We start from the raw sequence: 25521 nt of genomic DNA, 5'->3' as shown, positions 1-25521 counted from the left end.
GATTGGAATGAATGGGTGGCTTAGATGAGCGAAGACTCGGACTGGCCCTTCCAGGCGGTCGCCCAGCGTTCGAACCAGACGAGCAGGTAGTTGACGGTCAGCCCGATGACGGTGAGCGTCAAAATTCCGGCATACATATCCGCCGTTTCCATCATCAGCTGCGAGTTCTGGATGAGAAAACCGAGCCCTGATTTGGCCGCCAGCATCTCGGCGCCGATCACCGCGAACAACGAGGATTTCACCGCGAGCCGCGCGCCGGCGACGATCGAGGGAATGCTGGCCGGCAGGATGACTTTTCTGAACAGATCGAAGTCGGACGTGCCCATCGAGCGCGCCGCCTTGATCAGCAGCGGATCGACCGACTTGACGCCGCTGATCGTGTTGACGAGGAGAAAAAAGACCGAGGAATAGAAGGTGATCGCCACCTTCGATCCCTCGCCGATGCCGAGCAGCAGGATGAACACCGGCAGCAGCGCGAATTGCGAGGTGTTGCGCAGCGTCTGCACCAGGAGATCGCTGACCTTCTCGAACAGCGAATAGCGCCCCATCAGCAGGCCGAGCGGAATGGCCACCACCACGCCGAGCGCGAAGCCGATGGCCGCGCGCTGCAGGCTGATGCCGATGTGCTCGATCAGCACCCCCGAGGCGAGCATATCCCACCAGGCGACCAGCACCTCGCTCAGCGGCGGAAAGAAGATGCGGTTGAGCCAGCCGAGTCGCGGCGCGATCTCCCAGAGCAGAAAGAACAGGCCGAGCAGCGGCAGGCCATAGAGAAAGGTGCCGGCATGCGCCCGTTTCCTCCTGGGCTTCGCGCCCGCAACAGCACTGCGCGCCTTGATTGTAGGAACCTTTGCCGGAACCGCGACCTCGCCGGCGATGCTGCGAACGCCGATGGCGGGACCAAACTTTTCGGTCAGATAGGCCATGGGTCTAGCTCCTCAATGGCTGAAGGCTGGTGACAGCGTCCAGTCCTTCTGTGCCTTGTTGACCTCGTCGCGGAGCACATCCCAGACGCGGGCGCGATAATCGTTGAAGGCGGTGCTGGCGCGGATGTCGCCGTTGCGCGGTCGTGACAGGTCGATATCGATGATCTCCTTCACCGCGCCCGGGCGCGCCGTCATCACCACCACCCGGTCGGCGAGGAAGATCGCCTCGTCGATCGAATGGGTGACGAAGATGACCGTCGTCTTGATCTTGCCCCAGATCCTGAGCAACTCGCCTTGCAGGAGTTCGCGCGTCTGCTGGTCGAGTGCGGCAAACGGCTCGTCCATCAAAAGCACTTCCGGATTGCTGGCCAGCGCACGCGCGATCGCCACGCGCTGCTGCATGCCGCCGGAAAGCTGGTTGGGGAAACGGTCCTCGAAACCGGCTAGGCCGAACAGCGATAACAGATGACGGGCGGTGGCCGTACGCTCGGCCTTGGCGACGCCCCGCACTTCCAGCGCATATTCGATGTTGGCGAGCGCCGTGCGCCAGGGAAACAGCGCATATTGCTGGAAGACGTAGCCGGTCTTTGGATCGGGCTTTGTGATGCGCCTGCCGTCGAGCTGGACGTCGCCGCCAGTCGCCTGCGTCAGCCCGCCGATGATGTCGAGCAGAACGGACTTGCCCGAGCCGCTCGGACCGACCAGCGTGATGAACTCGCCCTTGCGGATCGAAAGGTCGACGCCGTCGAGCACGGTGACGCGATCGGTCGCCTCGCCGTCGACGGTGACGAACTGTCCCGGCTTGAGCTGGAAGGTCTTGCTGATGTCGCTGACGACGATGCGGTCCATATCCGTCTCCGATCGGTTCACTGCGCCACGCGGATGCGGTGAGTGGGGTCGAACTCCGAGCCGCCGGCCTTGCCGCGCTTCCAGCCGAGTTCGCGGGCGTAGCTGCCGAACAGAAGGCGCGCCTCGACCTCCGCCTCGCTGATGCCGGTCGGCCCTTCGGCGAACTCGGCGACATAGAGCGCATCGGTCGGGCAGTAGATCTCGCAGAGGAAGCAGGTCTGGCAGTCGTCCTGGCGGGCAATGACAGGCACGCCGTGCTCGGTCGCGTCGAACACGTTGGTCGGGCATACCTTGACGCAGATGTCGCATTCGACGCAGCGCGTGGCCGAGACGATCTCGATCATGAGGCCAACTCCGCCAGCCGCTCGGGTGCCCCGGCGATGCGGAACTCGTCGACGCCGGTGATCACCAGCCGGTGCGCCAGCGCCGGGCTCTTGCCGGGCAGGTCGGTGCGGCGATGCATGCCGCGGCTCTCGGTGCGGTTCAGGGCTGCGGCCACCGACCAGCGCCCGGCGGCGGCGATCGACGCTGCCTCGCGCGTGCGGACCCGGTCCAGCCCCTCGCTCTGCAGATGGTCGCGCACATCGCGCCAGACACTGTCCAGCCGCTCCCGGCTTTTCTCGAGCCCCGCGCCGCTGCGGAAGAAATTCTTGTCGAGCGGCGTCACCTCGCTGCGAACCGCAGCGATGACCTCGCCTGCGGCGATGTCGGCGCGAGGCGACGCCGCCGGCCTCAAGCCGGCCTGGCCAAGCGACTGCACCGCGCTGCGGAATGCCTTGCCGGACCGGCGTCTGGCGTGGGTAGAGGCGCCCTTGCCTGCCCACCAGCCGCTGGCCAGCGCCCAGGACGAATTGACGGCGCCGCCGCCCGATACGGCACCGGTCATGATCTCGCGGCTGGCGGCGTCACCAGCGACATAGAGACCGGGGACGCCGGTGGCGCAATCGTCGGAGACGATGTCGATGCCGCCGGTACCGCGCACCGTGCCCTCGGCGCGCAGGGTGATGCGGAACAGCTCGGTGAACGGATCGATGCCGGCGCGGTCATAGGGCACGAAGCAGTTCGGCTGGCCTTGGCGCAGCCAGCCCTGCAGCGCCGGCTCGGCTTGGTCGAGCCGCGCATAGACCGGACCATCGATCAGCGCGCGCGCCACTTCTTCCTCGCGGTCGCCGATGCCGTTGCGCAACGGTTCGCCGGTCGGCCCGAGGATCGGCGAACCATCCTCGCGATGGAACGACGCCCAGCGGAACGGCAGCCCCTTGTTCAGCGAGGAGCCGTAAGGCGCCAGCGTATACTTGCCGGTGAACTCCATGCCCGAAAGGCTGGCGCCGGCTTCCGCCGCCATCAGGTAGCCGTCGCCGGTCAACCCGGTGCCGCCAAGGATGCGCTCGCGGAAGGCGCAGCCGCCGGTCGCCAGCACCACCGCATTGGCATCGACGTGCCAATCGTGGCCAACCTGTCTGGCCACGCCGGCGGCGCCAACGATGGCATCGCCATCGGACAGGAGTTCGAGCGCCGGATGGTGGTCAAGCACGGTGACGCCGGCCAGAAGCACCCGGCGGCGCATGAAACGCATGTAGTCGGGCCCGCGCAGATTGGCGATGTAGAGCCGCCCGTCATCCTCGCTCGGGAAGGGATATCCCCATTCCGAAAGCCGGAGCAGATTGCGGTAAGCGGTGTCGACGCAGCGCAGCATCCAGCGCGGGTCGGCGAGTTCGCCAGTGCGCTGCCAGCGCCGCTCGACCACGGCATGCCTGTTGTCGCCCGGCGGCACGCACCAGGTGCCGGTGTTGGACGGCGCAGTGGCGCCGCTGGTGCCGAGATAGCCCTTGTCGGCCAGCACCACCTTGGCGCCGCTCTCGGCCGCGGCAACAGCCGCCCAGGCAGCCGACGGACCGCCGCCCAGCACCAGCACGTCGGCCTGGAGGTGCAGCCTGTCGGAGGCGGATCGTTGTGGCTTGGGCATGGTTACTCGGCGAAGGAGTGCGAGAGAAGGCGCTATGCGGCGCGGGCCGCGCTGGAGACCCACACAGGCTCGTTGCCGGCGTTCCACTTGATGTTGCAGCCGATCGACGGCACCTGTTCGGCGGCGGGCCTGCCGCCCTCCAGCATCGTATCGACCGCCGCGCGCAGATCGGCACCGGTCACAGGTTTGCCATTGCCCGGCCGCGCATCGTCGAACTGGCCGTGATAGGCGAGCCGCCGATCCGCGCCGAACAAGAAGAAATCGGGCGTGCATGCTGCGCCATAAGCCTTGGCCGTCTGCTGCGAAGCGTCCTTGAGATAGGGGAAGGAATAGCCGAATTTCTCGACCTCCTCGCCGATGCGGGCGAGCGTTTCTTCCGGGTGCGCTTCATGGTCATTGGCGTTGATCGCCACCACTTGCAGGCCCTTGGCAGCATAGTCCCGGGCGAAGGCGGCAAGCTGCTCGCGGATCAGCACGACGAACGGGCAACGGTTGGAGATGAAGGCGACGAGCAGGGCCGGCTTGGCATCGAAATCGGCGAGCCGGTAAAGCACGCCTTGCGCGTCGGGCAACAGGAAGTCGGCGGCCTTGGTGCCAAGCTCGATCGGATTGGATTCTGTCCTCGGCATCGATGCGCTCCTTTTCCACCAGCTTCACGGGCCATCCCACAAGCGCCGAGAGCGCTCACAGTTAGTCTATGAATTTAGTAGAATTATAGGCTGGATAACGCCTTTGCGGTCAACCGGGCGGGCTAGAATATCGTGCCAATGTTTCAGGCCGGACCGGCAAGTTTGTGCGGGAAGCAGCCCATCCGGAGAAATCCGGCGAATTGGGTGTCATCCGCGGATCAGGATTTTTCCCGGCACTACCCTTCCGGATAAAGCGCCTTCGCCAGGTCGCGGATTGCGTCGGCGGTGCGTGGGCCGAAGCCAATCATGTAGGCGCCGTCGAGCACGATCAGGGCCCTGTTTGCCGCCGCCGGCGTTGCCGCCAGTGCACGGTTGCCGAACACTTGCTCGGCTGTCGGTCCACCCTTGCCGTCGCTTATCATCAGGATCACGTCAGGCGCCATCTCGATCAGCTTTTCCTCCGACGCCGCCTTGTAGCCCTCGACCATATCCATCGGGTTGAGGCCACCGGCATAGCGGATGATGGCGTCGGCCGAGGTGCCGGCGCCCGCAGCGCTCAACTTCTCGAGACCATGGAAGAACACCACCTTTCTGCGCCGTTCCGGTGGGATTCTTGCGGCCAGATCGGCGGCCGCCTGAAAGGCTGTCAGCATCTCGGCGGAAACAGTCCTGCCCTTTTTCTCGAGCCCCAGGCTGGCAGCGATCAGCGCGATCTTGCGCTCGATACCTTGCGGGCTGTTGTCCTGCGGGATGAAGACGATCGGGAATGCCAGCGACTTCAGCACCTCGAGCGCTTCGGGCGGCCCGCTGTCCTCGGCCGCCAGGATCAGATCGGGACGCAGTCCGGCCAGCCCTTCGACCGAAAGCTGGCGGCGATAGCCGACATTGGGCTTCCCGGTCACCGATGGCGGATACTTGCTGCCCCGGTCGACGGCAATGATCCGTTCGCCGGCACCGAGCGCATGGACGATCTCGGTGACGTCGGAGCCAAGCGCCAGGATTCTGGTTGCCGCTCCCGGCGCGACAGTTCGTCCCAGCGCGTCGACAATACTCTCCCCGGCCAGTGCCTTGAAGCCGCAGGAAGGCGCCAGCACCGACAGCGCCAGAAGCAGCATCGCCGCGATCCTGCCTGGCTGGAACCAATCGATCCGCCTGCCCTCACCCACGTTGCCGGCCATGCTTTTGCTCCTGTCCAAATGCCTTTTCGATGAAGATGTCGGTCTATAAATTTAAAGTTGACTTATGTCATCATGTTTTAATATGTGAGCTTGGTCCCGGCCAGTTTGGTCGAGGGATTCCATCATGCCAGCCAAGGCCCGTTCAGCCATCGCCAGCAGATTTGCTTTTGCTTGGGGGCTGCATGACAACGACAACAAACACGACCTTGATGGCGAGCACGGCGCTTGCCTTGGTGCTCGGCCTGTGCGCGGCACCGCAGGCCAGCGCGCAGGAGCAGGAAAAGAAGGGGGCGGCCGCCAAGACCGGCCGCTTGGCACCAGCCACTGCTGGGCAGAACCAGCCTGCAACGATGCTCGACCTCATCACCATCTCGGCGACAATGATCAAGACCGCCGTCATCGAATCGATGGCCGCCATCAGCGCCGTCGATTCCGACGAACTCGACCGGATCCAACCCGACACCGCCGCCGACATCTTCCGCACCACGCCTGGCGTCGCCGCCTCGATGAATGGCGACGACCCGGCGACAGCCATCAACATTCGCGGCCTCGAGCAGTATGGCCGCGTCGTGGTGACGCTCGACGGCGCCCGCCAGGATTACTGGCGCGTCGGCCACGGTTCGGGCTCGTTCTACGTCGAGCCGGACCTGATCAAGGAAGCCACCGTCATTCGCGGCCCGGTGTCGAATGCCTATGGCTCGGGCGGCATTGGCGGCGTCGTCTCCTTCGAGACCAAGGATGCCGGCGATTTCCTCAAGAACGACGAGCGCTGGGCGCTGAGCGAGAAGCTCGGCTATGAGGATAATGGTGACGGCTTCACCACCAGCACCACCGGCGCCTACCGCTTCAGCGACGATGCCGACATCATCGGCAACCTCGTCTACCGCGACCGCGACAGCTACACCGACGGCAATCGTGAAACCGTGCCCTGGACCGGCGAGCGGGTGACCAGCGGCTATTTGAAGACGACGCTGCGGCCGGCCGACGGCCACGAGCTGAAGCTCGGCGCCATCCTGCAGCGCTACAATGACCAGATCACCGGCTCGAGTGGCTCGACCTCGCCGACGCTGAGCCGCTACGACACCAACACCACCAACCAGACCTACACGGCTGCCTACACCTGGAAACCTGACGACAGCGAGCTGATCGACCTCAGCGCCAATGCCTACCACAACCGCACCCGCGCCGAGCAGACGCAGGTCTGGCCCACCTCGGCGATCGGCAATTTCCGCTTCTACGACGTCGCCACGTCGGGCTTCAATGTGAAGAACTCCTCGCGCTTCGACGCCTGGGGGTTAGCCCATACGCTGACTTACGGGCTCGACTATTACTATCTCGAAGCGTCCTCGGAAGCCGCGCATTTCGGTGCCGGCGAACAGCAGGGCTATGGCGGCTTCCTGCAATGGCAAGGCGACTATGAGAACTGGCTGCAGGTGATCGCGGCCATGCGCTATGACGGCTACCAACTCGATGGCGAGACCCGCGCCGTGCCGCCGCAGCAAGCCTCGATCTCGGGCGACCGCTGGTCGCCGCGCCTGACCGTCGGCGTCACCCCTTTCAATGGCTTCCAGCTCTACGGCACCTATTCCGAAGGCTACCGGGCGCCAGGCCTGCAGGATGTATTCCGTGGCGGCGGCGCGCATGGCGGCGCCGACAGCTACAGTCCCAATCTTCTGCTGCAACCCGAGACGGCGAAGAACTGGGAGGCCGGCATCAACGTGAAATACGACGACGTGCTGACCGCGGGCGACCGCCTGCGCGCCAAGCTCAACGTCTTCCACACCGATGTCGAGGACTATATCGACGTCGATCTCACCGTCCTGCCGCGCACGGCGATCAACATCGGCGACGCGCGGCTGAAGGGCGTCGAGGCCGAGATGGTCTATGACTACGGCTGGGGTTTCGTGAATCTCGCCGGCGCGCTGATAAACGCCAAGGTCATCAGCGGCGTCTATGCCGGCCAGGCGCTCAACAACACGCCGCTCGACCGTTTCTCGGTCACGCTCGGGTTCCGCATGCTGGAGGATCAGCTCACAGTCGGCGCGCAATATCTCAGCGTCGGCGAGATCACCCGCACCAGCCGCAGCAATCCCGACGCCGTGCCGGTCGTCGATGACGGTTTCGATCTGGTCAACGTCTTCGCCAACTGGCGCATCAACGACAACGCCAGGCTCGATTTCGGTGTCGATAACGTCTTCAACACCGCCTACACCGACCCGCAAAGCGCATGGTCGACCACGGCGGCTACCGAACAAGGCAAGGGTCGCACCTTCAAGGTGGCCCTCACAGGCAGGATCGGAGGCTGACAATGAGCGAGGCATCGGCGAGCGAACTGACCTGCGAGGCGCGTCTCGACCTGCGGCACCTGCCCGACTACATGGACCGCATCAGCGACAGGCTGCGGAGTTTCGAGGCCGATGCTTCGCAGCATGGGCAGCGCATCGATTTCCGCTTTGCCTTCGGCGGCGCTTCCTTCGACATGGAGCGGCTGGTGATGCGGGCCAACGCCACCGACCGAGACGGCCTCGCCCGCATCAAGGACCTGCTCGCCACCGCGGTGGAGGTCTATGCCAGGGAGGAAAACCCCGCGATCGTCTGGACCGGCGATCTCGCCGGCGAGACCCGCCTCGCCCAGTTCCGCGAGATGGTGGTGACAGGTGTTCGCCACCTCACACCGCATATGCGCCGCATCCGCCTGGCGGGCGACGATCTCACCCGCTTCGCCAAGTTCGGCGGCATGCATATCCGCATGCTGTTTCCGACCCGGGAGGTTCCCGATCCATTGTGGCCGATGCTCGGCGGCAATGGCTTGCCGGTGTGGCCTGCCGATGACCGGCGGCCGGTGGCGCGCGTCTACACCATCCGCGCGCTCGATGCGGACAACGGCATCATCGATGTCGACTTCCTCGTCCATCCCGGCGAGAGCGTCGGCTCGGCCTGGGCCATGCAGGCGGCACCCGGCATGAAGGTCGGTATCATGGGGCCAGTCGGCCGCCCGGTGCGACCGGCACAATGGTATGTCATGGGCGCCGACGAAACCGGCCTGCCGGCGCTGGCGCGGCTGCTGGAAACGCTGCCCGCGCAAACCAAGGGCGTTGCCTTCGTCGAGATCGCCGATCATGCCGAAAGACAGGAGATCGCCAACGCCACCGGCATCGAACTGCACTGGCTGACAAGGGACGGCGTGCCGGCGGGCGAGGACAAGCTGCTGGCCGAGGCCGTCCGCTCGGTGGCGTGGCCGAAGGACGTTTCGACCTTCGGCTGGTTCGCGGCCGAAGCCGCCGCCGCGAAAATCGTGCGCGAGCACTGGCGCGACACGCTGGGGCTTGGCCGCGATCAAACGCTCGCCGCTGCCTACTGGCGGCGCGGCTCCGCGGGATTGATGGCTGGCTGAACGCTGACGATCGCCCGGCCACCCTCGCCCGAACTGATTGTGATCCGGTCGCCGGAAGCGATGCGCGAAATATCGCACACCACCAGCGGCATGCGGATCTCGTAGAGAAACTCGGCGACGATGGCGCCCACAGCCAGGATCGGGTCCGGCCGTTCCATCAGGATGCCTGCCGGCGCGGTGCCCCTGCGGATCGCCTCGGCCAGAACCGAGGATGAGGACGACGAACCGCGCCCACTCGGCATGACCAGGATGCTGCCGGCGACATTCTGGCCAAGACCTGGATGCGAATGATCGATGACGTCGCCGGTTTCCGCATCGATGCCGCCCCAGAAGCTGAGCGGCTGCAAAAACACCAGGGCCTGTCCCGCGGCCTCCCCGACCAGTTGGAAAGTGCCGGTCCGTTCGACGGATTTTGTTTCCACCGGCTGCGTCATGAGCCGCTCCGCACGACGTGCCCGACAGCCGCGGAGCGGATGCAATCCTTCATCTCGGCGAAGGCGACAGCCACGCCGATATTGCCGGGCGCGTAATGCGCCCATTTGCCTGAATTGGTCATCACCACGCCGTCGAGACGCTCGAGGATCGAGGTGACATAGGTGCAGGTGTCGGCGACGGGGATGAGGCCGAATGCTTCCATGCCGGCCAGGGCGCCCTCCTCCTGCAGCCGCGTCAGCGTCGCGCGCCCGGTGTTGACGTATATCGGAATGCCCCTGCCCGGCGCGACCGCGCGCAGCATCGGCAACAGGCGCATCCATTCCTCATGCGAGAAATGCGGCGTGCCGAGCGACACGGCCGCCAACTGCGCGCCATCCGGCACGGTCGACAGCCTGGCCAGCGCATGGTCGATGTCGGCGCGGGTGATGCGGACCGTTTCCTGCGGAGCATGGCCATCAAACGCTTCATCGAGCGTTCTCGCCTCGGGCGTGATGCCGACCGCATGGAACAACGCCACCGCCCCGGTCGTTGCCGCGGCCGCCCCCAGCGCCTTCAACTGGTCCTCGTCGCGCGGCCGAGGAAGGCCTGAGATCACCGGAATGCGGTCACCGCTGGCCTGCCCGATGATCAGCCCGACGCCGACGAACAGGCTGTCACTCGGCTCTGGCTCGGGAATGGCCAGTTCGAACAGGATGCGGCCGCGCCGGTTCTCACTCAGGTGCAGCCCCCAGGCCGGCGCCCGCCCGGTCATGGCGCAGCACAAGTCGATGAAATCGCCATAGCGGTTGGTGCGCGCCCCGATCACGGAATTGGCAAAGACGATGGCGTTGGATTCGCCCCAGGCGATCTGCTGACCGAAGCTTGGCCGGAACCGCGTCTGGTAGGGCGCGCAGGTGAAGGTCGCCTGGCAGCCGAGTTCCATATGCGCCGTCATCAGCCGCCGCGCCGGCACTCCTTCCGCCCCCGGCATCTTCACCATGCCGGGATGGATAAGATCGAACGAGCCGACATTCAAAGTCGTCGGCACCTGGACACGGCCGCCGCCCTCGACCAGCCGTTCGACGAAATCAAGCCCTGCCTTGCCATGGTAGAGGCAGCCATCGATATGGGCGCCGGTGATGTCGAGCAGGCTGGCTGCCCCAACCGCATTGGAAAACGCGACCAGGATCTTCATCGCGGCGGCGGCGGATGGGCCTTGCTCGCCGTCGAGAATGGATCGGTCGTTGGCTGTCAATTCCAGCGTCATAAATGTGCTCCGGCCCTGGTTCGACCTTATGGAGGGACAGCACCTCCCTCTGCCCTACCGGGCATCTCCCCCGCAAGGGGCGAGATTGGCCGTCATCTCTGCCTTCGCAAATTTTCAACGTTGCGGGAAGAGCAGCGGCGTTATCGCTGCCGATCTCCCCACTTGCGGGGGAGATGGCCGGCAGGCCAGAGGGGGTGGGAGGGAACGCAAACCTCCCCAGTTGGGAACTGGCCCCCTCAGCTCGCGGCGATCAACACCGTGCTCTCCGGCGACCAGCGCAACACGACATCCTGCCCTTCGGCCAGCCTTTCGATACCAGTGTTCTGCACGATCACCTTCAGCGTCTGACCGGCACGCTCGACAAAATAAGTGCTGTTGTTTCCGGCGAAGATGCGCTTGGAGACCTGGCCCTTCAAAATGTTGGCATTGCCATCCGAAACCCCGGCATCCGTGGCGATGCGGATACGTTCCGGGCGCACGGCGCAGCTCGCCTTGGTGCCGGCCGCAAGCGTCGCTCCGGCGCCAGCCGCAATCGCTGTGCCATCCGGCAGCCTGATGCCATTACCCGTCGAGTCGCCGCGAAAGATGTTGGCGTCGCCAAGGAAGGTGGCGGCGAATTCACTCTTCGGCCGGTCGTAGATCTCCTCCGGCGGCCCTTCCTGCACCAGCCTGCCATCGCGCAATATGCCGATGCGGTCGCTCATCGTCAGCGCCTCTTCCTGGTCGTGGGTAACGAAGATGGTGGTGATGCCGATCTCGCGCTGGATGCGCTTCAGCTCGATCTGCATGTCGACGCGCAGCGCCTTGTCGAGTGCGCCGAGCGGCTCGTCGAGTAGCAGCACGCGGGGCTTGGTGACAATGGCGCGGGCGAGTGCGACGCGCTGGCGCTGGCCGCCGGACAGCTGATGCGGCCGCCGGCCGCCAAGCTTGCCGAGTTGCACGAGATCGAGCGCGCGCTGCACTTCCGTTGCAATCACCGCCCTGGCCTCGCCGCGCACCGACAGGCCGAACGCGACATTGTCGGCGACACTCATATTGGGAAACAGCGCATAGTTCTGGAACACCATGCCGATGCGCCGCTTTTCGACCGGCACCCGCTCGACGCTCTCGCCGCCGATGGCGATGCGGCCGGAATCGGGAAAATCGAAGCCGGCGATCTGGCGCAGGAGCGTTGTCTTGCCGCTGCCCGAGGGCCCAAGCAACGCATAGAAGCCGCCATCCGCGAAATCGATGGAGACGTCGTCCAGCGCCTTGTGCGCGCCGAAACTGCGGGAGACGTTTGATACCTGCACGCCGGCCATTATTTCTCTCCGCCGAATTTGAAGAAGCGCGCCGTGAGCAGCATCAGCGCCATCGACACGACGATGATTATCGTCGAGACCGCATTGATCTCGGGCGTGAAGCCCTTGCGGATCGCGGCGTAGATTTCGACCGGCAGCGTCGTCTGGCCAGGCGTCGCCAGGAAATAGGAGACGACGAACTGGTCGAACGACACGGCGAACGCAAACAGCCCGCCGGCGATGACGCCGGGCATGATCCAGGGCAGCGTGACGCGGTTCGTCACCTGCCACTGGTTGGCGCCGAGCGAGCGCGCCGCCTCTTCAAGCTCCGGCGCGAAGGTTTGCAGCCGGGCCGAGACGACGACGATGACATAGGGCAAGGCCAGCGCGACATGGCCGAGCAGGATGGCGAACAGGCCGCGGCCGATGCCGACGCCGAAGAAGAAGATCAGCATCGCCGTGCCGGTGATCAGCCACGGAATGGCGATCGGCGGAAACAGCAGCGCCTGCAGGAATTTCTTGCCGCGGAATTCATGGCGATAGAGCGCCAGCGACGCCGCAGATCCCAGCACCACGCAGATGATGGTGGTGATGACGGCGATTTCGAGGCTGTTCCAGGTGGCCGAGATCAACTGGTCGTTCTGCCACAGCGAGACGTACCATTCCGTCGTCCACTCGAACGGCAACTGGTAGAAGGGCGAGACGTTGAACGACATCAGCGCCATGATGATGATCGGCAGATAGAGGAAGGCAAGCAGCAGTCCGATATAGAAGCGGCCAAGTCCTTCCAGGATGCGTGTCATCATCATCAGGCAGCCCTGCGCAGCACCGGCGCCGCCAGCGCCAGGATGACCAGCACGACGGCCAGTAGGATGAAAGAGAGGGCAGCACCGAGCGGCCAGTTGAACACCGCGACGAACTGGTCCTCGATGACCGTGCCGTAGAAGGTGCCGGTGCGCCCGCCAAGGATGCGCGGCTCCATGAACGAGCCGACGACCGGCACGAAGATGAGTGCGGCACCCGCCACCAGCCCCGGCATCGACAGCGGGATGATCACCCGCTTCAGCACCTGCAGCCGCGAGGCGCCGAGCGAGCGCCCCGCCTCGATCAGCGAGTCGTCGATCGCCTGCAAAGTGAGATAACAGGTCAGCACCATGTAGGGCACGTAGGAGTGCACCAGCCCGATGATGACGGCCGGGTAGGAGTACATGAGATCAATGTTGATCTTGAACGGCAGCACCGCGTTGAGTGCGGTGTCGAGAATGCCGCCTTCGCGCAGCACCATCGCCCAGGAGAAGATGCGCACCAGCCCGTTCGACCAGAACGGCAGGATGACGAGCAGGAAGATCGCCTCGCGGCTACGGCCCTTCAGCACCTTGGCGAGCACGTAAGCCGCCGGATAGCCGATGACGATGCACCACAAGGTCACTTCGAGGCCAAGCCGCAGCGAGGCCAAGAGCAGCGTCAGATAGAGGCTCTGCGAGAAGAAGGCGGCGTAGTTGCCGAGCGTGAACGTCCACGGCTTTCCCGACAGCGGCAGCTCGGTCATGAAGGAGAAGAACACCATGGCCGACAATGGCAGAAAGATCGCCACCGTCAGCCAGAGATAGGCAGGTGCCAGCAGCGGCAGTGCCGATCTCAGCCCGCCGCGCGACGCGGTCGCACCCTGCGCTGCCATGATACCCTCCTCCCCAGGACTGGAAGAACCAGCCGGCGCGAACCGCCGGCCGGCCCGGACGTCGACTTTACTTCACGTCGACCTTGAGCTGCTGCCACAGCGCCAGATAGGCCTCGCGCTGCGCGTCGGTGACGGGCGCCTGGAACTGGATGCGCTTGGCGACCTCCGGATCACCCATCACCTTGCGGTTGAAGGCATCCTCGGGCAGTGCTTCCACCGCCTTGGTGTTGGCCGACACCGGAGCGCCGACCTTGGTGACCCATTCGACATAGAACTTCGGGTCGATCATGTAGTTGATGAAAGCCTCGGCGCCGGCGACATTCTTGGAGCCTGCCGGAATGGAAAAAGCGTCGAGCCAGGCGACGGCGCCTTCCTGTGGGATGACCAGCGAGACCGGCAGCTTGAAGTGCGTCTTGGCACGATCCGCCGAGCCGCTCCAGTAGGTGCCGATGTCGATCTGGTTGGAGGCGACCATCTGGTTCCAGTCGTTCTCCGAGCTCCAGAAGGTCTTGATCTGCGGCATCAGCGAGGTGAGCTTCGTCTTGACCGCGTCCATATCCTTGATATCGTTGATGTTCTGGCCGGTGGCGATTGCACCGAACTGGACAGCCTCGACGGCATCGTCGCGGATGACCACGCGGCCCTTGTGGGCTGGATCCCACATTTCGGCGATGCTCGTCGGCGGCTTGTCGAAGGACTTTTCGTTGATGGCAAGTGCGGTCAGGCCCCAGACCCACGGCACGCCATAGACCTTGCCGTCATGGTCGAGCATCGGCGACCCCGCCTTGTCCTTGCTGATGTCGGCATAGTTAGGTAGCTTGGAGGTGTCGATCGGCTGGATCAATTTCTCGGCCATCGCCTGGTCGTTGAAGGCGGCGTTGATCATGACGACGTCATAGAGGCCGGGATTGGTCCGGATCTTGGTCAGCATTTCCTGTTCGGAATTGAAGAAGTCGTTGACGACCTTGTGGCCCGTCGCCTTCTCGAAGGCGGCAATGGCCCATGGTTCGTCGGCACCGTAGCCCTTCCAGTTGAGCACATGCACTTCGTCGGCCTTGGCTGCGAAGGCGAGTGCGGAGGTGAAGACGGCAGTGGCCGTCAACAGGGCAGTCAAATCAGGCATGCGCATGTTCGTTCCTCTCTTTGGTTTGCCCGCTTCCCGGGCTTGTCAGGCTGTCTGATGGGCCTTCTGGTTCTGGCCTGGTTCGCCGGTCGACGGACCGGCGGGCTGGCTCAGGAATGTACCGATCTCGTGGTCGGTCGGCGCCGATGACCCGCCGTGGCGGGTGACCGAAACAGCGGCCGCCGCATTGGCGTAGCGCGCTGCTTCGAAAGGCGGCACGCCGCGCGCCAACGCACTGACGAAAGCGCCGATATGGGTGTCGCCGGCGCCGTTGGTATCGATGGCTTCGACCTCGAATCCGGCAATGGTTTGCGCGGTGCCGTCGGCCAGCCGCACATGACAGCCCTCCGCGCCGGCGCGGATGATGACGCCCGCTGCCTTCGGACAGTGGTCGGCCAGCAGCCGTGCGGCGACGGCCTCGACATCGCCCGGACCGGCGATCTCGGCCGCCTCCGCCGTGTTGCAGCTCAGCCATGTCGTACGGGCCAGCACCCGCGACAGGATCGGGCGTGGAATGTCCGATATGATCGGCGTCGGATCAAAGACGAAGGGGATCTCGGACGGCAGCGCTTCGATCCAGCCGGTGAGCGCGTCACGGCTCCCGGGATAGCTCAACGTGTAGCCGGAGGTGAACACCCAGTCTCCCGGCACGACCGAGACAGGCGCCATCATGGCGAGGCTGAGAACGCTTTCCGCGCCGGGCCACGAGACGAAGGTGCGTTCGGCGTCGCTCGAGATCATGGCGACGCAATTGCCGCTGTCCATGACGGGCGATGGCGGCGTCAGCGTCTCGATGCCCTCGGCGGCGAAGGCAGCGCGCAGGAAATCTCCGTTCGGCCCGCTGCCGAGCTGGCCACCGAACACCACTTTCATGCCGGTGCGGGCGGCTGCGACCATCATGTTGAAGCCGCCGCCGGCAACCTGGGCGAAGCTTGATGCGGTCTTTTCCATGCCGGGCGCCGGCAGGGCGTCGATGCGGTAGACATAGTCCACCACCGCGCTGCCGATATGGACGAGACGCCCGCTCATGCCGCCGCGTCCTTGCCGGACCCGGCTTTCGCCACCCTTGCCGCCACCAGGTCGGCGGCCAGCGCGCGAACCTCAGCAATGTCGATGCCCTTTAGCCGCGCGATATGCTGCTGCGGCAGCTGGGAAAAGCCCGCGCAGGCGCCGGCCATGCCGGCGGTGATAGCGCCGATCGTGTCGGTGTCGCCGCCGAGATTGGCGCTGATGACCGCCGCTTGCCAGGGATCGCCACCGGCGACTTCCAGCACCGCGAAGGCGGCGGGAACGGATTCCTGGCTGGCGACGCCGGTGCCGACCAGGTCGGTGATCAGCCGGATCGCATCCCTCGTCGCCTCGCCGCGCACGATATCCTGCGCCCACACGATACGCGCGGCGATGTCGCCGCCGGTAACCCAGTGACCGAGCGTCGCCCCTCGCCTCGCCGCCGCGACGGCACTGTCTGAAGCGGCGCGCCAGTCGCCGCCGGCAACGCCGCGGCTGACGGCTGCCGCGACGGCGGAGGCCGAAGCAATCGCGATCGAGGTGTTGTGTGTCGCCCGGCAGGTCTCGGCGACTTTGGCCACCAGCGCGTCGAGTGGCTCCGGCGGCATCATGATGCCGACCGGCGCGATGCGCATGGCAGCACCGTTGGTGTCACCGCCGCGCCCCGCCTCTTCCGCCGGCACGCCCTTGTTGATGGCGTCGATGGCGCGTTTGGTCGACGGCCCCAGCAGATCGTAACTACCGCGCGCCTTGACCTCGCGCTCCCAGTCGAGCAGCGCGTTGACCCAGCGCGTGTGGTCGAAGCGCGCGCCCGATTCAACGAGAATGCGGCCGAGCAGCAGCGCCTGCTCGGTGTCGTCGGTGATGGTGCCGGCCAGCAGTCCCTTCGACACGGGATGATCGGCGAAAGGAGCGATGAAATCCTCGACATGTCCGTAGAGGTCGGCAATCCGGGCCGGCGACAAAAGCTGCGTCGGCATGCCGAGCGCGTCTCCCAGCGCTCCGCCGACAAGTGCGCCCATGGCGCGATCGAGCGTGTCCCTGGTGGTGTCCGGCATCGCTCAGAACCTCATATGCAGCGCGAAATGCGCCGGGTTGAGCAGGCTGGTCACATATTCGATCGGCCGATCGTCGGCGGCACGCGTCAGCCGGCGGCCGCGCAGGAACGGCGTGCCTTGCGGGCAGCCGAGAATGGCGGCGTCCTCGGCATTGAGCATTTCGATGCCGACCCATTCCTCGCCATGGTCGGGAATGAGCCCGGCGCCGCGCAGCGTCTGGTGCAGCGAACCTTCGCGCAGGCCGCGCAACGGCACGTCTTCCAGTTCGGGCGACAGTGGCAGGCGGCTGCGCTCGATCGAGATCGCGTGGCCATCGCTGGCATTGGTGCGCACCCGGTCGACAGCGATGAAAAAAGGACTTTCGATGCCAAGCAGGGATGCCAGATCCGCGTCCTCGATCACCTCCAGCCGCAGCGTGCGCGTCTCGGCATTGGCGCCCGCATTGGCCAGCGCCCGCGACCAGCCGACGGCGTCGTCTACTGGCTTGCCGTCGAAGGTGACGAAGGAGCCGATTCCGACCTTGGTGGTGATCAGCCCACGGCTCAACAGTTCCTCGAGCCCTTTGCGCACGGTGTTGCGGCTGACGGAAAAGCGCTGGACGAGCTCGTTCTCGCTTTGCAGGCGGTCGCCGAAACCGAGAACCCCGGAGCGGATTTCGTGCTCCAGAACTGTGGCTATCTGCTCGGGCTTGCCAGTGCCGGGAGACAGTTGAACCGCACGCCGTTTCATATGGGTACCTGTTCAGTGAACCTGTATAGTCCTGTTCAATATATTGACATAGGTCTCGTGTCAACGCGATGCCGAGGCAGGCCAAACGGGCAGCGAACGTTGCGGAAATGCGCGCAAAGCGGGTTATGCGGCCAGACGGCACGACCCCGAAAGCCCCATCCTGGTTGCCGAAAAACCACGACCGACCAGAAGGATAGAGGCAAATCCTGATTCAGCTTGATCGGACTGGCACAGGCATCGACACCTCACGGGGCTCGACGAGGATATCTGCCTCGATCGCGGCATTGATGAACGCCGCCCGCGCCACCGAGGCTTCTTTCTTTCCTTCGAGCACGGCCAGGCAGGCCTTGCGAGCGACCATATGCCTTTGCCCTGTCGCAACCGGCCACCGATTCATCAGGATGTCGGCGGCTTGAGCGACCCTCTCCACGTTGAAGATCGTGTTCCCAGAGCGGCCGAGCGCAATCCTGACCGGCTCGTCGAAACGCTGGTCCTGCACCACCTCACCTCCCGAAATCGAACGTGCCGACCCAATTTCCGCTATTGTGATAGGTTCCGGAAGAAAGGTGCAAGATGTCCGATTCCAATGGCCGGAAAAGTCCCAAGCTGATCGTCGTGGTCGCGTTCGATCGTGGCGAGGATGGCGAATTGTTTCCGGCCTTCGGTCCTGCCGACCAGCAGAGCGAGGACCGCGCCATACGCACCGCCAGGGCTCTGGCGGCAAAACATGCCGGCGTCATCGCCTGGAGCCGCGAGGCCGACCCGACGATGGGCGAATACGGCCCGCCGAACACGCTGTTTGTCTTCGGCGACGTACCGGATATGGAGTAGTCGGTTGGCGCCAGGAGTCTGGCCTACGCTCAATATCGGCGGCTGGGCCAAAAATATCGCTGCCAATCCAATCGGCTGGGCGGCACTCCGGACAAGGCCAGAAAAATAAAATGGTGTTTTGATATTTGCTCATCCGAAGGAACTGTTTTCTATCGATACCGTTTATCTGCAGGTCGTTTATTCCAATGACCTCCACAGAGAGGAATATCCAGATGAATTTCAAGATGCTCACGATGGGCGCGATGGCGCTTGCGATGATGACTGGCTCAGCGCTTGCCGGCGGCAGCACCGGAACATCCGCGCTCGACGATCCGGCAAAGATGTCGCCCTTCTTCACCGACGCCGGCATGAAGACCATGAAGTCCGAAGCGGAATTCAAGGCCGCCTGGATGGCCATGAAGGAAGAAGACCGTGCAGGCATGATGAAGGAATGTGGCGACGAGGCCATTGCCAAGTCGCATGACAATTTCTGCAAGATGACCAAGCAACTCGGCGGCGCGAACTGACGCATTTCGATTTGGGCGCATGCCCGGATTAAGACAGCCGAAATAGGCGGGCGAAGTGCCCGCCTTATTTTCAGCGCGATGTGGAGATCACATCCGCGTGCCAGGCGGATTCAATTCGCGACAGCGGGCCGGCAAAGGTATAAGTCCATCCTTGGAGGGGTAGAACGCCGCTCGTTTGGCTTGTGCCCATGTTTCAACCCATCGCGAATATCGAAGACGCGCAGACGCTGGCGCAGGCGATCGTCAACACGATCACCGAGCCGTTTCTCGTGCTCGACGAGCAGTTTCGCGTGCTGGCGGCCAGCCGCTCCTTCTACAAGACATTCGAAGTCGACCCAGCGCAGACCCAGGGCTCGCTGCTCTACGCGCTCGGCGACGGCCAATGGGATATTCCCGCACTTCGGCTGTTGCTGGAAACGATCATTCCCGAGAAGACCGCCATGGACGGTTTCGAGGTCGAGCATGATTTCCCGCGCATCGGCCGCCGCACCATGCTGCTCAATGCCCGCAAGGTGCTTTACGACCACAGTTCGGCCATCACCATCCTTCTCGCCTTCAACGACATTACCGCCCGTCGGGTGATCGAGAGAGAGAAGGAGGAACTGCTCAAGCGTACCGAAGATCTGCTCCACCAGAAGGACGTGCTGCTGCGCGAAATGGAGCACCGGGTTGCCAACAGCCTGCAGATCATCGCCAGCATCCTGCTGCTGAAGGCACGCTCGGTCACGTCGGAAGAAACGCGTCAGCATCTGAAGGACGCCCACCAACGGGTTCTATCCGTGGCCGAAGTGCAGCGCCATCTCCACACCTCAGCCGGCATCGACGAGATCGATGTCGGCTCTTACCTTCCGAAACTGTGTAGCAGCCTCGCCTCGTCGATGGTCGGCGAAGCTCAGCCAATCACGGTCACCGCGATGGCAGAAGGCGGCAGGATGGATTCGCAAAGGGCAGTCAGCCTGGGACTGATCGTTACCGAACTCGTTCTCAACGCCATCAAATATGCTTTCCCCAAGGAGAAAGCCGGCGCGCGCATCCAGGTGAGCTACGAGACCGCTGGCAGCGACTGGAAACTGACAGTTTCGGACAATGGCGTCGGCAAGATCGCCAATAACTTGCCGGCCACCGGGCTTGGAACGGCCATCATAGAGGCGCTGGTGAAACAACTGGAGGCCAAGGTGGAGGTTATAAGCGACGCCGACGGCACAAGCGTATCTGTGACCCGGGCGACGTTTACCTCCCGGGTGCCGCGGGCGGCCTGATATCGCCGCCAAGATGCCTCCTTCCGACATCTGATCCGGTTGAAGAGATGGCTGCTTGAAACCGTGGACGCCTGCCTCAGCGCACCCTACTCCGCCAATTGGCGCTGCCGTCCCAGAAAGCGACCCGGCATCTCTTTCAGGTGGGGCGATCGATGCTGCGGATTGCCTTGATGGTCTCTGCTTCCGCCACCCCAATCAGCGCATCGATTCCCTGGATGGTCTCCATATGGCCGCGAGCCGCCACCATCCGCCGCAGGACGTGAAGATCGTCGCGAATTTCGCACAGTGTCGCTCGGAGAGTCAGGGACATTTTGCAGCCTTCCACAACTCAACGATATCGACGCAAGCCGGTTCCCTCGACCGCAAAGCAAAGCCCGCTACGGCAAAACCGGAGCGGGCCTTGGAGGAGGACAAGGGGTGGGACCCTCTCCTCTTGTTTCCACGGGGGGTGTGGACCGCAATCACCATAAGGGATTCTTGCGGAACGCCGGATCACAAGCCGACCTGAACTCATCACAATCCGGTGCGCCGCGCTGTTCACGCGGTCACGAGATTGCGAACCCCGGCGATGATCGAAACGGCTAGATGCGTCCGAGCACGACAAGCACGATGATGATCAGCAGCACCAGTCCAAGCCCGCCGCCGCCATAATATCCGGTTCCGTAGAACGGACCGCCGCCAAGGCCACTGAACCCGCCGAGCAGTGCAATGATAAGAATGATGATTAGTATGGTGCCTAAGCTCATGGGTTTTCCCGCTCCTCTAGGCGCTGACGCGCCGGTCTCAACATGGCCATTCGCATGTTGCTGGGAATGAACGCTTTCAGCGCGTTAGCGTTCCGCGTGACCTGTCGGTAGCAAAACAAGCGGAAGAAACCCTGGTTCACGCGGAAGCCCGCCTGGGTGGCGGGCCTTCCGACCGGCCGGATGCCAGGAGGGTGCGGTCAAAGCCTCACGGCCGATTCTGCGCTCTTGGCCTCGGCGGCGGGTAAATCAGCGGGCACTAACTTCAATGTTGAGGTCGCCGCCTTGTTGTCAGGCGATCCCGTAGAACAGCCTGTAGGGCACGCGGTTCATGTAAGCGCGGTATTCCGGCAAGTTGGCCAGCAACGCCTCTTCACGCAGGATGCGATACAGCTGGAGGTAGGTGATCACGGCGTAGACGGCCAAATTGTAGAAGGAAAACGCCGACAGCAGGAACAGGACGTGGCCGGCAAGGTAGCCGGCATAGATCGGGTGCCGCACCAGGCGGTAGGCACCGCCCGTCATCACGCCGCGATTGGCGGGCAGGATGGCAAAGGAACGCCCTAACGATATCTTCCCCCAGATGACGAACCACAACGCCAGGAACTGCAGAGGTGCGGCGACATAAACCGGGATAATGGTGATGCCCGGCTCAAGGGTGATGAAGGCGGCGCCAAAACTGGCGATTACGGAGACGACCACGGTGAGCGGGTTCCAGTCGCGCGTCACCGGCCGCCGTGACAGCAGCAGCCAGGTGAAGGTCAGCACCTCGGAAATCGCCATCAGCGCGATGTTGAGCCGGGTCGGATCCTGCACGAAGTGATACACGCCGCGGTAGACAAAGAGCGCCGCGAAAGCCAGCGCGCAGGCGCGAAAGAAGCCCTCCCGCAGGTCGATCAGGATTTCGCGCTTTCGCGCTACGGACAAAATCCCGTCCTCATTGGCCCGCGAAAGCGGTTCACTTTTTGACAGAAGCAATGCAGGCACCCCGATGTTCCCCTCGGGCCGACCTTTGCACGCAACCATTGCCGGGCAGTTAATTGACAAGATCAGATCGGTATTAAACCGGATATATATCGCCGAAAGCAGGCAGGGTTGCCTTGCTCTATTCATGCAATCTATGCGGCGCATGGGATTGGACGTTCCTGCCTTGCAGCTTCGCGATCCAAAGCTCGTCCAGTCCCGATTGCGGCCAGCTCACCGTCATCGTCCGTCGACGCCGACGATGTGGTCCTGCATGAGACTTCTGGGTTCAAGAATCCTGCCCTACCCCAGATACGCGTTGCTGAAATATCCCGCAAAATCCGGACGTTGCTTGACGACGTTGCCATCGGAGTCACGTAAAATGCCGGCGGCGAACAGGTAGTCGCCGATTGCTTCCATCTTGGCCGGATCCATGGTGGCGATGGCGCCACTTTGGCTGCGCAAGAAGTGACCATCGATCAGTGCCTTCAGCGAAGCGCGGATCAACGCCGGATTGGTCAAGGCATCCTTGTTGGCCGCGATCAACAGTGCGGCAGCCTCATCGGGATGATCGGCGGCGAACTGGTAGCCGCGCCGCGTCGCCTGGACGAAGCCGGCCGCGACCTTAGGGTTGGCCTGGAGATAGGCTTCGCTCGACGAGATCAGCGTCGTGTGCTCGTCGGGTACGCCATGGTCGGCATAGACGAAGCTGCGCTGCTTGATGCCTTTGAGCTCGGCTTCGACACCCTCCCAGGTCGCGACCTCGAGCGTGAAATCGACCGAGCCGTTGGCCAGCGCTTCATAAGCCGAGGTGCCGAGCGTCACCGTCTCGAAATTGCCCTTGCCGCCGTCGTGGCGGATGATGGTGCCGATCAGCGCGTTTTCCCAGGCGCTGCCGAAGCCGCCATAGGTCAAGCCGTCAAGGTCCCTCGGGCTTTTGATCTCGCCGCGCGCCGCATTGAAGACCACTCGGCCGGTTTCGGATTGCACCACGGCATAGACGGCCTTCAAGTCGGCCCCGGCGGTTTTCTGGGTGAAGAGGCTGATGGTGCCGTTGATGCCGAAATCGGCGACACGGTTGGCGACGAGTGTACCGGCACCGGTGTCGCTGTAGGGCAGGATATCGACCGCGAGGCCGGCCTCGCGGTAAAACCCCTTGTCGCGAGCGACGAACAACCCGATGTGGTTGGTGTTGACCGTCCAGTCGAGTGCGACGGTGACCTTTTGCGCCGCCGATTGCGCTTGAGCCCGGCCCGCTCCGGCAACAAGTGGAAGACTGCTGGCAAGGGTCAGCAACAGGGCCTGGCGGCGCGTCAAGTCAGTCATGATCGTATCCTTTGAGTGGTTGCGGGCTCGGGGTTAAGAATGATGTCGAGGATCTCGGCTTCCAGCGCGCTCGCCTGCCGCGCGGCATCGCCGCCACTGCCGCGCGGGCGCGGCAGTGGCACCTTGATTTCACGGACGATGCGGGCCGGGCGCGCCGACAGCACATAGATGCGGTCGGACAGGAACACGGCCTCGCGCACATCGTGGGTGATCAGCAGCGCCGTCCAGCGGTGGTGCCGCCACATTTGCTCCAGCCAGCGCTGCATGGCCGCACGGGTCAGTGCGTCGAGCGCGCCGAACGGCTCGTCGAGCAGCAGCATGTCGCGCTCCTGCACCACCGTGCGCAGCAACGCCGCACGCTGGCGCATGCCGCCCGAAAGCTGGGCGGGAAAATGCCGCTCGAAGCCGGCAAGGCCGAACTCGGCAAACAGCGGCGCAACACGTGCCCGCGCCGCCTTGCGCTTGACGCCTTGCACTTCGAGCCCGAGTGTCGCGTTGTCGAGGATGCGCCGCCATGGCATCAGCGCGTCGCGCTGCGGCATGAAGGCGAAATGCCTGCCATGGTCGTCGAGCGGCGCGTCGTCGAAGAACATCTCGCCCTCGCCATGCTCCGCACCCGTCAGAAGCTGGAAGAGCGTCGACTTGCCGGCGCCCGAAGGCCCAAGGATGGAGACGAATTCGCCGGCACCGACACCAAGCGAAATGTCGGCGAGCACTTCGAGCCCGCCGAACGCCTTGCGCACATGCCGCAGTTCGAGCCGGCTCATCGCCCCGGTCCCTTCCCCCGAGCTTGCCTGTCGGTCCGTTCCCAGGGCATGGCCAGGTGCTGCAGCAGCACCGTCAGTCCAAACAGGACGAGCGTGAGCGCGGCGCTGACGCCGACGGCGGCCAGCACCAGATCGGGGCGGAAATTGTTCTTGGCATTGAGCATGTAGATGCCCAGCCCCTTCGCGGCACCGGCATATTCGGCGAAGATGGCGCCGACCACGGCATAGGTGATGGAGATCCGCAGACCGGCGAAGAAATAGGGCAGCGCCGAAGGCAGCCGCGCCAGCACGAAGACGCGCCAGGGCCCTGCCCCCATGGCGCGCAGCACTTGGCCGATCTCGGCCTCCGTCGCCTCGTAGCCCTGCACCAGGGCCACCAGCATCGGAAAGAAGGTGACCAGCGCCACCAGTATGATCTTAGGGGTCAGCCCGAAGCCGAACCACAGCACCACCAGCGGCGCGATGGCGACCAGCGGCAAGGTCTGGCTGATGACGAACACCGGAAACAGCGCACGCCGCAGCGGTTGGAAAAAGTCGACCAGCATCGACAGCGCGAAGGCAGCGCTGAGCGAACAGGCAAAGCCGAATAGCGTGGCGCGGAGGGTGGGAATGGTGTTGTCGATCAGCGCTTGGCGATTGAGCATCGCCTGCGCGAAGACGCGCGACGGCGCCGGCAGTATCGTCGGCTTGATGCCGGAATAACGGGCGCAAAGCTCCCACGCCAGCAGGAGCAGCCCGGCCGAGATCACCGCCGGGGCTGCCCTGGCGAAGAGACCCGCGAATTGATGCGAGTGGCTGGACGACGATGAGACCACGGGAGATGTCCTTGGACGGGTACTCGCGCACAAGCGCGGGTAGGCTCAGACAGCGGTGGGGCTGTTGGCGGAGACCGTGACGTCGAGGGTTACGTGACCGGCGCCTGGCCCGAAGCGGCAGAAGGCCTCGTTCAGCGCCAGAAAGATCGCGCCGGCATCGCCGCGCAATTTGGTGCAGAAATTCTTGGAGCGCTCATAGACGCCGGACTGCTTCAAGAAGTCGATGCAGCCATAGATCTCGTCCATGTGGTCGTCGGTGCCCATCACATAGAGCGAGAACTGCGCCGCCGCCGGCTGGCCGGTGACAGCGGCTTCACGCACCGCGCGGATGGCAGCCTCCTTGCGCGGACCGAGCGGCCCGACAGGTCCGCCAAACGCATCGGAGCGGCAGATCGGATCGTCCGGCTCGCCCGGGCAGCCGCGCGAGATGGCGGCCGACAGCACGCAGTGCTTGCCGCTGCGGGCCGCCGCCACGAACAGATCGCGAAGAGCCGGGAACAGGACTTCGGGCGGCCCGACCAGCAAGGTCGAGATATCGTCGGTCTCGATCCTGAGCCTGTCGCGGTAGGGATCGAGCGCGCTGAGCGCACCAAGAATGATGCCGACGAAATCGTCGGCCATGGGATATAGGGAAATTTGTGCGCCTGAAAACATCGCCCGCCTCGCTCCGCTGGTATTACCCAGATCAGCTTCTAGGGTCTGTGGGCTTGCCGCCCCCGTCTCAGCCCCGACCGTACGGAGCACCCCTGTGGATGCGGGGGTTAAAGCACCATTCAAGCGATTGGGGAAGCCGTTTTCTTCAGCGCGCTGCG

Annotated in this window: 28 protein-coding genes and 1 riboswitch; of the genes, 5 read left to right on the top strand and 23 right to left on the bottom strand. The window is 64.1% G+C overall.

The window, feature by feature from the left end; genetic code table 11:
* Window positions 1-20: 20 nt before the first annotated feature.
* The 6 genes from NR193_RS25705 to NR193_RS25680 all read right to left on the bottom strand — a co-directional run bounded on the left by NR193_RS25705 (window position 21) and on the right by NR193_RS25680 (window position 5548).
* The gene (locus NR193_RS25705; protein WP_256753550.1) at window positions 21-926 is read right to left on the bottom strand and encodes an ABC transporter permease; all 906 of its coding nucleotides are present in this window, start codon (window positions 924-926) and stop codon (window positions 21-23) included.
* 12 nt (window positions 927-938) lie between these two features.
* Window positions 939-1775, bottom strand: coding sequence for an ABC transporter ATP-binding protein (locus NR193_RS25700; protein ID WP_256753549.1), 837 nt, complete (start codon window positions 1773-1775; stop codon window positions 939-941).
* Window positions 1776-1792: 17 nt separating this feature from the next.
* Window positions 1793-2119, bottom strand: a complete 327-nt coding sequence (locus tag NR193_RS25695) for a ferredoxin family protein (RefSeq protein ID WP_256753548.1) — start codon at window positions 2117-2119, stop codon at window positions 1793-1795.
* The gene (locus tag NR193_RS25690) at window positions 2116-3741 is read right to left on the bottom strand and encodes an FAD-binding protein (RefSeq protein ID WP_256753547.1); all 1626 of its coding nucleotides are present in this window, start codon (window positions 3739-3741) and stop codon (window positions 2116-2118) included. Before NR193_RS25690 ends, NR193_RS25695 begins: the two co-directional genes overlap by 4 nt.
* A gap of 32 nt (window positions 3742-3773) precedes the next feature.
* On the bottom strand, window positions 3774-4370 hold the full coding sequence (locus tag NR193_RS25685) for a thioredoxin family protein (RefSeq protein ID WP_256753546.1): 597 nt from the start codon (window positions 4368-4370) through the stop codon (window positions 3774-3776).
* Between the two features lie 236 nt (window positions 4371-4606).
* A complete protein-coding gene (locus NR193_RS25680; protein WP_256753545.1) occupies window positions 4607-5548 on the bottom strand; it encodes a hemin ABC transporter substrate-binding protein in 942 nt (313 codons plus the stop codon).
* 182 nt (window positions 5549-5730) lie between these two features.
* Here NR193_RS25680 and NR193_RS25675 point away from each other — a divergent pair, with 182 nt between their 5' ends.
* The gene (locus NR193_RS25675; protein ID WP_256753544.1) at window positions 5731-7854 is read left to right on the top strand and encodes a TonB-dependent hemoglobin/transferrin/lactoferrin family receptor; all 2124 of its coding nucleotides are present in this window, start codon (window positions 5731-5733) and stop codon (window positions 7852-7854) included.
* A gap of 2 nt (window positions 7855-7856) precedes the next feature.
* Complete coding sequence (locus NR193_RS25670; RefSeq protein ID WP_256753543.1) at window positions 7857-8942, top strand: siderophore-interacting protein; 1086 nt, start codon at window positions 7857-7859, stop codon at window positions 8940-8942.
* Here NR193_RS25670 and NR193_RS25665 read toward each other — a convergent pair.
* From NR193_RS25665 to NR193_RS33570, 10 genes are all read right to left on the bottom strand, one after another.
* Entirely contained in the window at window positions 8903-9376 is a 474-nt protein-coding gene (locus NR193_RS25665) for an aconitase X swivel domain-containing protein (protein WP_256753542.1), read from the bottom strand. The genes NR193_RS25670 and NR193_RS25665 overlap by 40 nt on opposite strands.
* Window positions 9373-10623 carry an aconitase X gene (locus tag NR193_RS25660; RefSeq protein ID WP_256753541.1) on the bottom strand — a complete coding sequence of 417 codons (1251 nt, stop codon included), beginning with the start codon at window positions 10621-10623 and terminating at the stop codon, window positions 9373-9375. Before NR193_RS25660 ends, NR193_RS25665 begins: the two co-directional genes overlap by 4 nt.
* Before the next feature lie 236 nt (window positions 10624-10859).
* Window positions 10860-11924, bottom strand: coding sequence for an ABC transporter ATP-binding protein (locus NR193_RS25655; RefSeq protein WP_256753540.1), 1065 nt, complete (start codon window positions 11922-11924; stop codon window positions 10860-10862).
* Entirely contained in the window at window positions 11924-12712 is a 789-nt protein-coding gene (locus NR193_RS25650; protein WP_256753539.1) for an ABC transporter permease, read from the bottom strand. Before NR193_RS25650 ends, NR193_RS25655 begins: the two co-directional genes overlap by 1 nt.
* Window positions 12712-13581, bottom strand: coding sequence for an ABC transporter permease (locus tag NR193_RS25645; RefSeq protein ID WP_256753538.1), 870 nt, complete (start codon window positions 13579-13581; stop codon window positions 12712-12714). The genes NR193_RS25650 and NR193_RS25645 overlap by 1 nt, the downstream gene beginning before the upstream one ends.
* Window positions 13582-13648: 67 nt before the next feature.
* Window positions 13649-14710: an ABC transporter substrate-binding protein gene (locus NR193_RS25640; RefSeq protein WP_306280501.1), complete on the bottom strand. Its 1062-nt coding sequence runs from the start codon at window positions 14708-14710 to the stop codon at window positions 13649-13651.
* Between the two features lie 39 nt (window positions 14711-14749).
* Window positions 14750-15733, bottom strand: coding sequence for a PfkB family carbohydrate kinase (locus tag NR193_RS25635; protein ID WP_256753536.1), 984 nt, complete (start codon window positions 15731-15733; stop codon window positions 14750-14752).
* Window positions 15730-16770: an ADP-ribosylglycohydrolase family protein gene (locus NR193_RS25630; RefSeq protein ID WP_256753535.1), complete on the bottom strand. Its 1041-nt coding sequence runs from the start codon at window positions 16768-16770 to the stop codon at window positions 15730-15732. Before NR193_RS25630 ends, NR193_RS25635 begins: the two co-directional genes overlap by 4 nt.
* Before the next feature lie 3 nt (window positions 16771-16773).
* Window positions 16774-17499 (bottom strand): GntR family transcriptional regulator, encoded by a 726-nt coding sequence (locus NR193_RS25625; RefSeq protein ID WP_256753534.1) that lies wholly within the window; start codon window positions 17497-17499, stop codon window positions 16774-16776.
* Window positions 17500-17710: 211 nt separating this feature from the next.
* Window positions 17711-18001, bottom strand: coding sequence for a DUF982 domain-containing protein (locus NR193_RS33570; RefSeq protein WP_256753533.1), 291 nt, complete (start codon window positions 17999-18001; stop codon window positions 17711-17713).
* Between the two features lie 71 nt (window positions 18002-18072).
* Between NR193_RS33570 and NR193_RS25615 the strand changes: the two genes are divergently transcribed.
* The 3 genes from NR193_RS25615 (at window position 18073) to NR193_RS25605 (ending at window position 20095) form a co-directional block, all read left to right on the top strand.
* Window positions 18073-18330, top strand: coding sequence for a hypothetical protein (locus NR193_RS25615; protein WP_256753532.1), 258 nt, complete (start codon window positions 18073-18075; stop codon window positions 18328-18330).
* A 212-nt stretch (window positions 18331-18542) separates the two neighbouring features.
* Window positions 18543-18836 carry a hypothetical protein gene (locus NR193_RS25610; RefSeq protein WP_256753531.1) on the top strand — a complete coding sequence of 98 codons (294 nt, stop codon included), beginning with the start codon at window positions 18543-18545 and terminating at the stop codon, window positions 18834-18836.
* A gap of 188 nt (window positions 18837-19024) precedes the next feature.
* Entirely contained in the window at window positions 19025-20095 is a 1071-nt protein-coding gene (locus NR193_RS25605; RefSeq protein ID WP_256753530.1) for a sensor histidine kinase, read from the top strand.
* 136 nt (window positions 20096-20231) lie between these two features.
* On the opposite strand, the gene NR193_RS25600 is transcribed toward NR193_RS25605, so the two are convergent.
* The 7 genes from NR193_RS25600 to NR193_RS25570 form a co-directional block, all read right to left on the bottom strand.
* Window positions 20232-20405, bottom strand: coding sequence for a hypothetical protein (locus NR193_RS25600; RefSeq protein ID WP_256753529.1), 174 nt, complete (start codon window positions 20403-20405; stop codon window positions 20232-20234).
* A 271-nt stretch (window positions 20406-20676) separates the two neighbouring features.
* Window positions 20677-20841 (bottom strand): DUF3309 family protein, encoded by a 165-nt coding sequence (locus NR193_RS25595; protein WP_091581271.1) that lies wholly within the window; start codon window positions 20839-20841, stop codon window positions 20677-20679.
* A gap of 288 nt (window positions 20842-21129) precedes the next feature.
* Entirely contained in the window at window positions 21130-21765 is a 636-nt protein-coding gene (locus NR193_RS25590; RefSeq protein WP_256753528.1) for an isoprenylcysteine carboxylmethyltransferase family protein, read from the bottom strand.
* Between the two features lie 339 nt (window positions 21766-22104).
* Complete coding sequence (locus NR193_RS25585) at window positions 22105-23127, bottom strand: ABC transporter substrate-binding protein (protein ID WP_256753527.1); 1023 nt, start codon at window positions 23125-23127, stop codon at window positions 22105-22107.
* Window positions 23124-23894 (bottom strand): ABC transporter ATP-binding protein, encoded by a 771-nt coding sequence (locus tag NR193_RS25580; RefSeq protein WP_256753526.1) that lies wholly within the window; start codon window positions 23892-23894, stop codon window positions 23124-23126. Before NR193_RS25580 ends, NR193_RS25585 begins: the two co-directional genes overlap by 4 nt.
* Entirely contained in the window at window positions 23891-24709 is an 819-nt protein-coding gene (locus NR193_RS25575; protein ID WP_256753525.1) for an ABC transporter permease, read from the bottom strand. Before NR193_RS25575 ends, NR193_RS25580 begins: the two co-directional genes overlap by 4 nt.
* 45 nt (window positions 24710-24754) lie before the next feature.
* Window positions 24755-25363, bottom strand: coding sequence for a Ykof family thiamine-binding protein (locus NR193_RS25570; RefSeq protein ID WP_256753524.1), 609 nt, complete (start codon window positions 25361-25363; stop codon window positions 24755-24757).
* Window positions 25354-25467: riboswitch (TPP riboswitch) on the bottom strand. (Overlaps the previous gene by 10 nt.)
* Window positions 25468-25521: the final 54 nt, after the last annotated feature.

Source organism: Mesorhizobium sp. Mes31, assembly GCF_024519675.1.
In the GTDB taxonomy this organism is placed as follows: Bacteria; Pseudomonadota; Alphaproteobacteria; order Rhizobiales; family Rhizobiaceae; genus Mesorhizobium.
Note: the sequence above shows the minus strand (reverse complement) of the source record. Positions and strands in the feature narration are given on the sequence as shown.

Coding starts and splice junctions, on each gene's coding strand:
- NR193_RS25705 (WP_256753550.1), bottom strand. CDS start 926: ATGGCCTATCTGACCGAAAAGTTTGGTCCCGCCATCGGCGTTCGCAGC.
- NR193_RS25670 (WP_256753543.1), top strand. CDS start 7,857: ATGAGCGAGGCATCGGCGAGCGAACTGACCTGCGAGGCGCGTCTCGAC.
- NR193_RS25675 (WP_256753544.1), top strand. CDS start 5,731: ATGACAACGACAACAAACACGACCTTGATGGCGAGCACGGCGCTTGCC.
- NR193_RS25585 (WP_256753527.1), bottom strand. CDS start 23,127: ATGACTGACTTGACGCGCCGCCAGGCCCTGTTGCTGACCCTTGCCAGC.
- NR193_RS25655 (WP_256753540.1), bottom strand. CDS start 11,924: ATGGCCGGCGTGCAGGTATCAAACGTCTCCCGCAGTTTCGGCGCGCAC.
- NR193_RS25690 (WP_256753547.1), bottom strand. CDS start 3,741: ATGCCCAAGCCACAACGATCCGCCTCCGACAGGCTGCACCTCCAGGCC.
- NR193_RS25605 (WP_256753530.1), top strand. CDS start 19,025: ATGTTTCAACCCATCGCGAATATCGAAGACGCGCAGACGCTGGCGCAG.
- NR193_RS25570 (WP_256753524.1), bottom strand. CDS start 25,363: ATGTTTTCAGGCGCACAAATTTCCCTATATCCCATGGCCGACGATTTC.
- NR193_RS25625 (WP_256753534.1), bottom strand. CDS start 17,499: ATGAAACGGCGTGCGGTTCAACTGTCTCCCGGCACTGGCAAGCCCGAG.
- NR193_RS25665 (WP_256753542.1), bottom strand. CDS start 9,376: ATGACGCAGCCGGTGGAAACAAAATCCGTCGAACGGACCGGCACTTTC.
- NR193_RS25660 (WP_256753541.1), bottom strand. CDS start 10,623: ATGACGCTGGAATTGACAGCCAACGACCGATCCATTCTCGACGGCGAG.
- NR193_RS25635 (WP_256753536.1), bottom strand. CDS start 15,733: ATGAGCGGGCGTCTCGTCCATATCGGCAGCGCGGTGGTGGACTATGTC.
- NR193_RS25695 (WP_256753548.1), bottom strand. CDS start 2,119: ATGATCGAGATCGTCTCGGCCACGCGCTGCGTCGAATGCGACATCTGC.
- NR193_RS25650 (WP_256753539.1), bottom strand. CDS start 12,712: ATGATGATGACACGCATCCTGGAAGGACTTGGCCGCTTCTATATCGGA.
- NR193_RS25700 (WP_256753549.1), bottom strand. CDS start 1,775: ATGGACCGCATCGTCGTCAGCGACATCAGCAAGACCTTCCAGCTCAAG.
- NR193_RS25640 (WP_306280501.1), bottom strand. CDS start 14,710: ATGCGCATGCCTGATTTGACTGCCCTGTTGACGGCCACTGCCGTCTTC.
- NR193_RS25645 (WP_256753538.1), bottom strand. CDS start 13,581: ATGGCAGCGCAGGGTGCGACCGCGTCGCGCGGCGGGCTGAGATCGGCA.
- NR193_RS25685 (WP_256753546.1), bottom strand. CDS start 4,370: ATGCCGAGGACAGAATCCAATCCGATCGAGCTTGGCACCAAGGCCGCC.
- NR193_RS25600 (WP_256753529.1), bottom strand. CDS start 20,405: ATGTCCCTGACTCTCCGAGCGACACTGTGCGAAATTCGCGACGATCTT.
- NR193_RS25615 (WP_256753532.1), top strand. CDS start 18,073: ATGTCCGATTCCAATGGCCGGAAAAGTCCCAAGCTGATCGTCGTGGTC.
- NR193_RS25580 (WP_256753526.1), bottom strand. CDS start 23,894: ATGAGCCGGCTCGAACTGCGGCATGTGCGCAAGGCGTTCGGCGGGCTC.
- NR193_RS25680 (WP_256753545.1), bottom strand. CDS start 5,548: ATGGCCGGCAACGTGGGTGAGGGCAGGCGGATCGATTGGTTCCAGCCA.
- NR193_RS25630 (WP_256753535.1), bottom strand. CDS start 16,770: ATGCCGGACACCACCAGGGACACGCTCGATCGCGCCATGGGCGCACTT.
- NR193_RS25595 (WP_091581271.1), bottom strand. CDS start 20,841: ATGAGCTTAGGCACCATACTAATCATCATTCTTATCATTGCACTGCTC.
- NR193_RS25610 (WP_256753531.1), top strand. CDS start 18,543: ATGAATTTCAAGATGCTCACGATGGGCGCGATGGCGCTTGCGATGATG.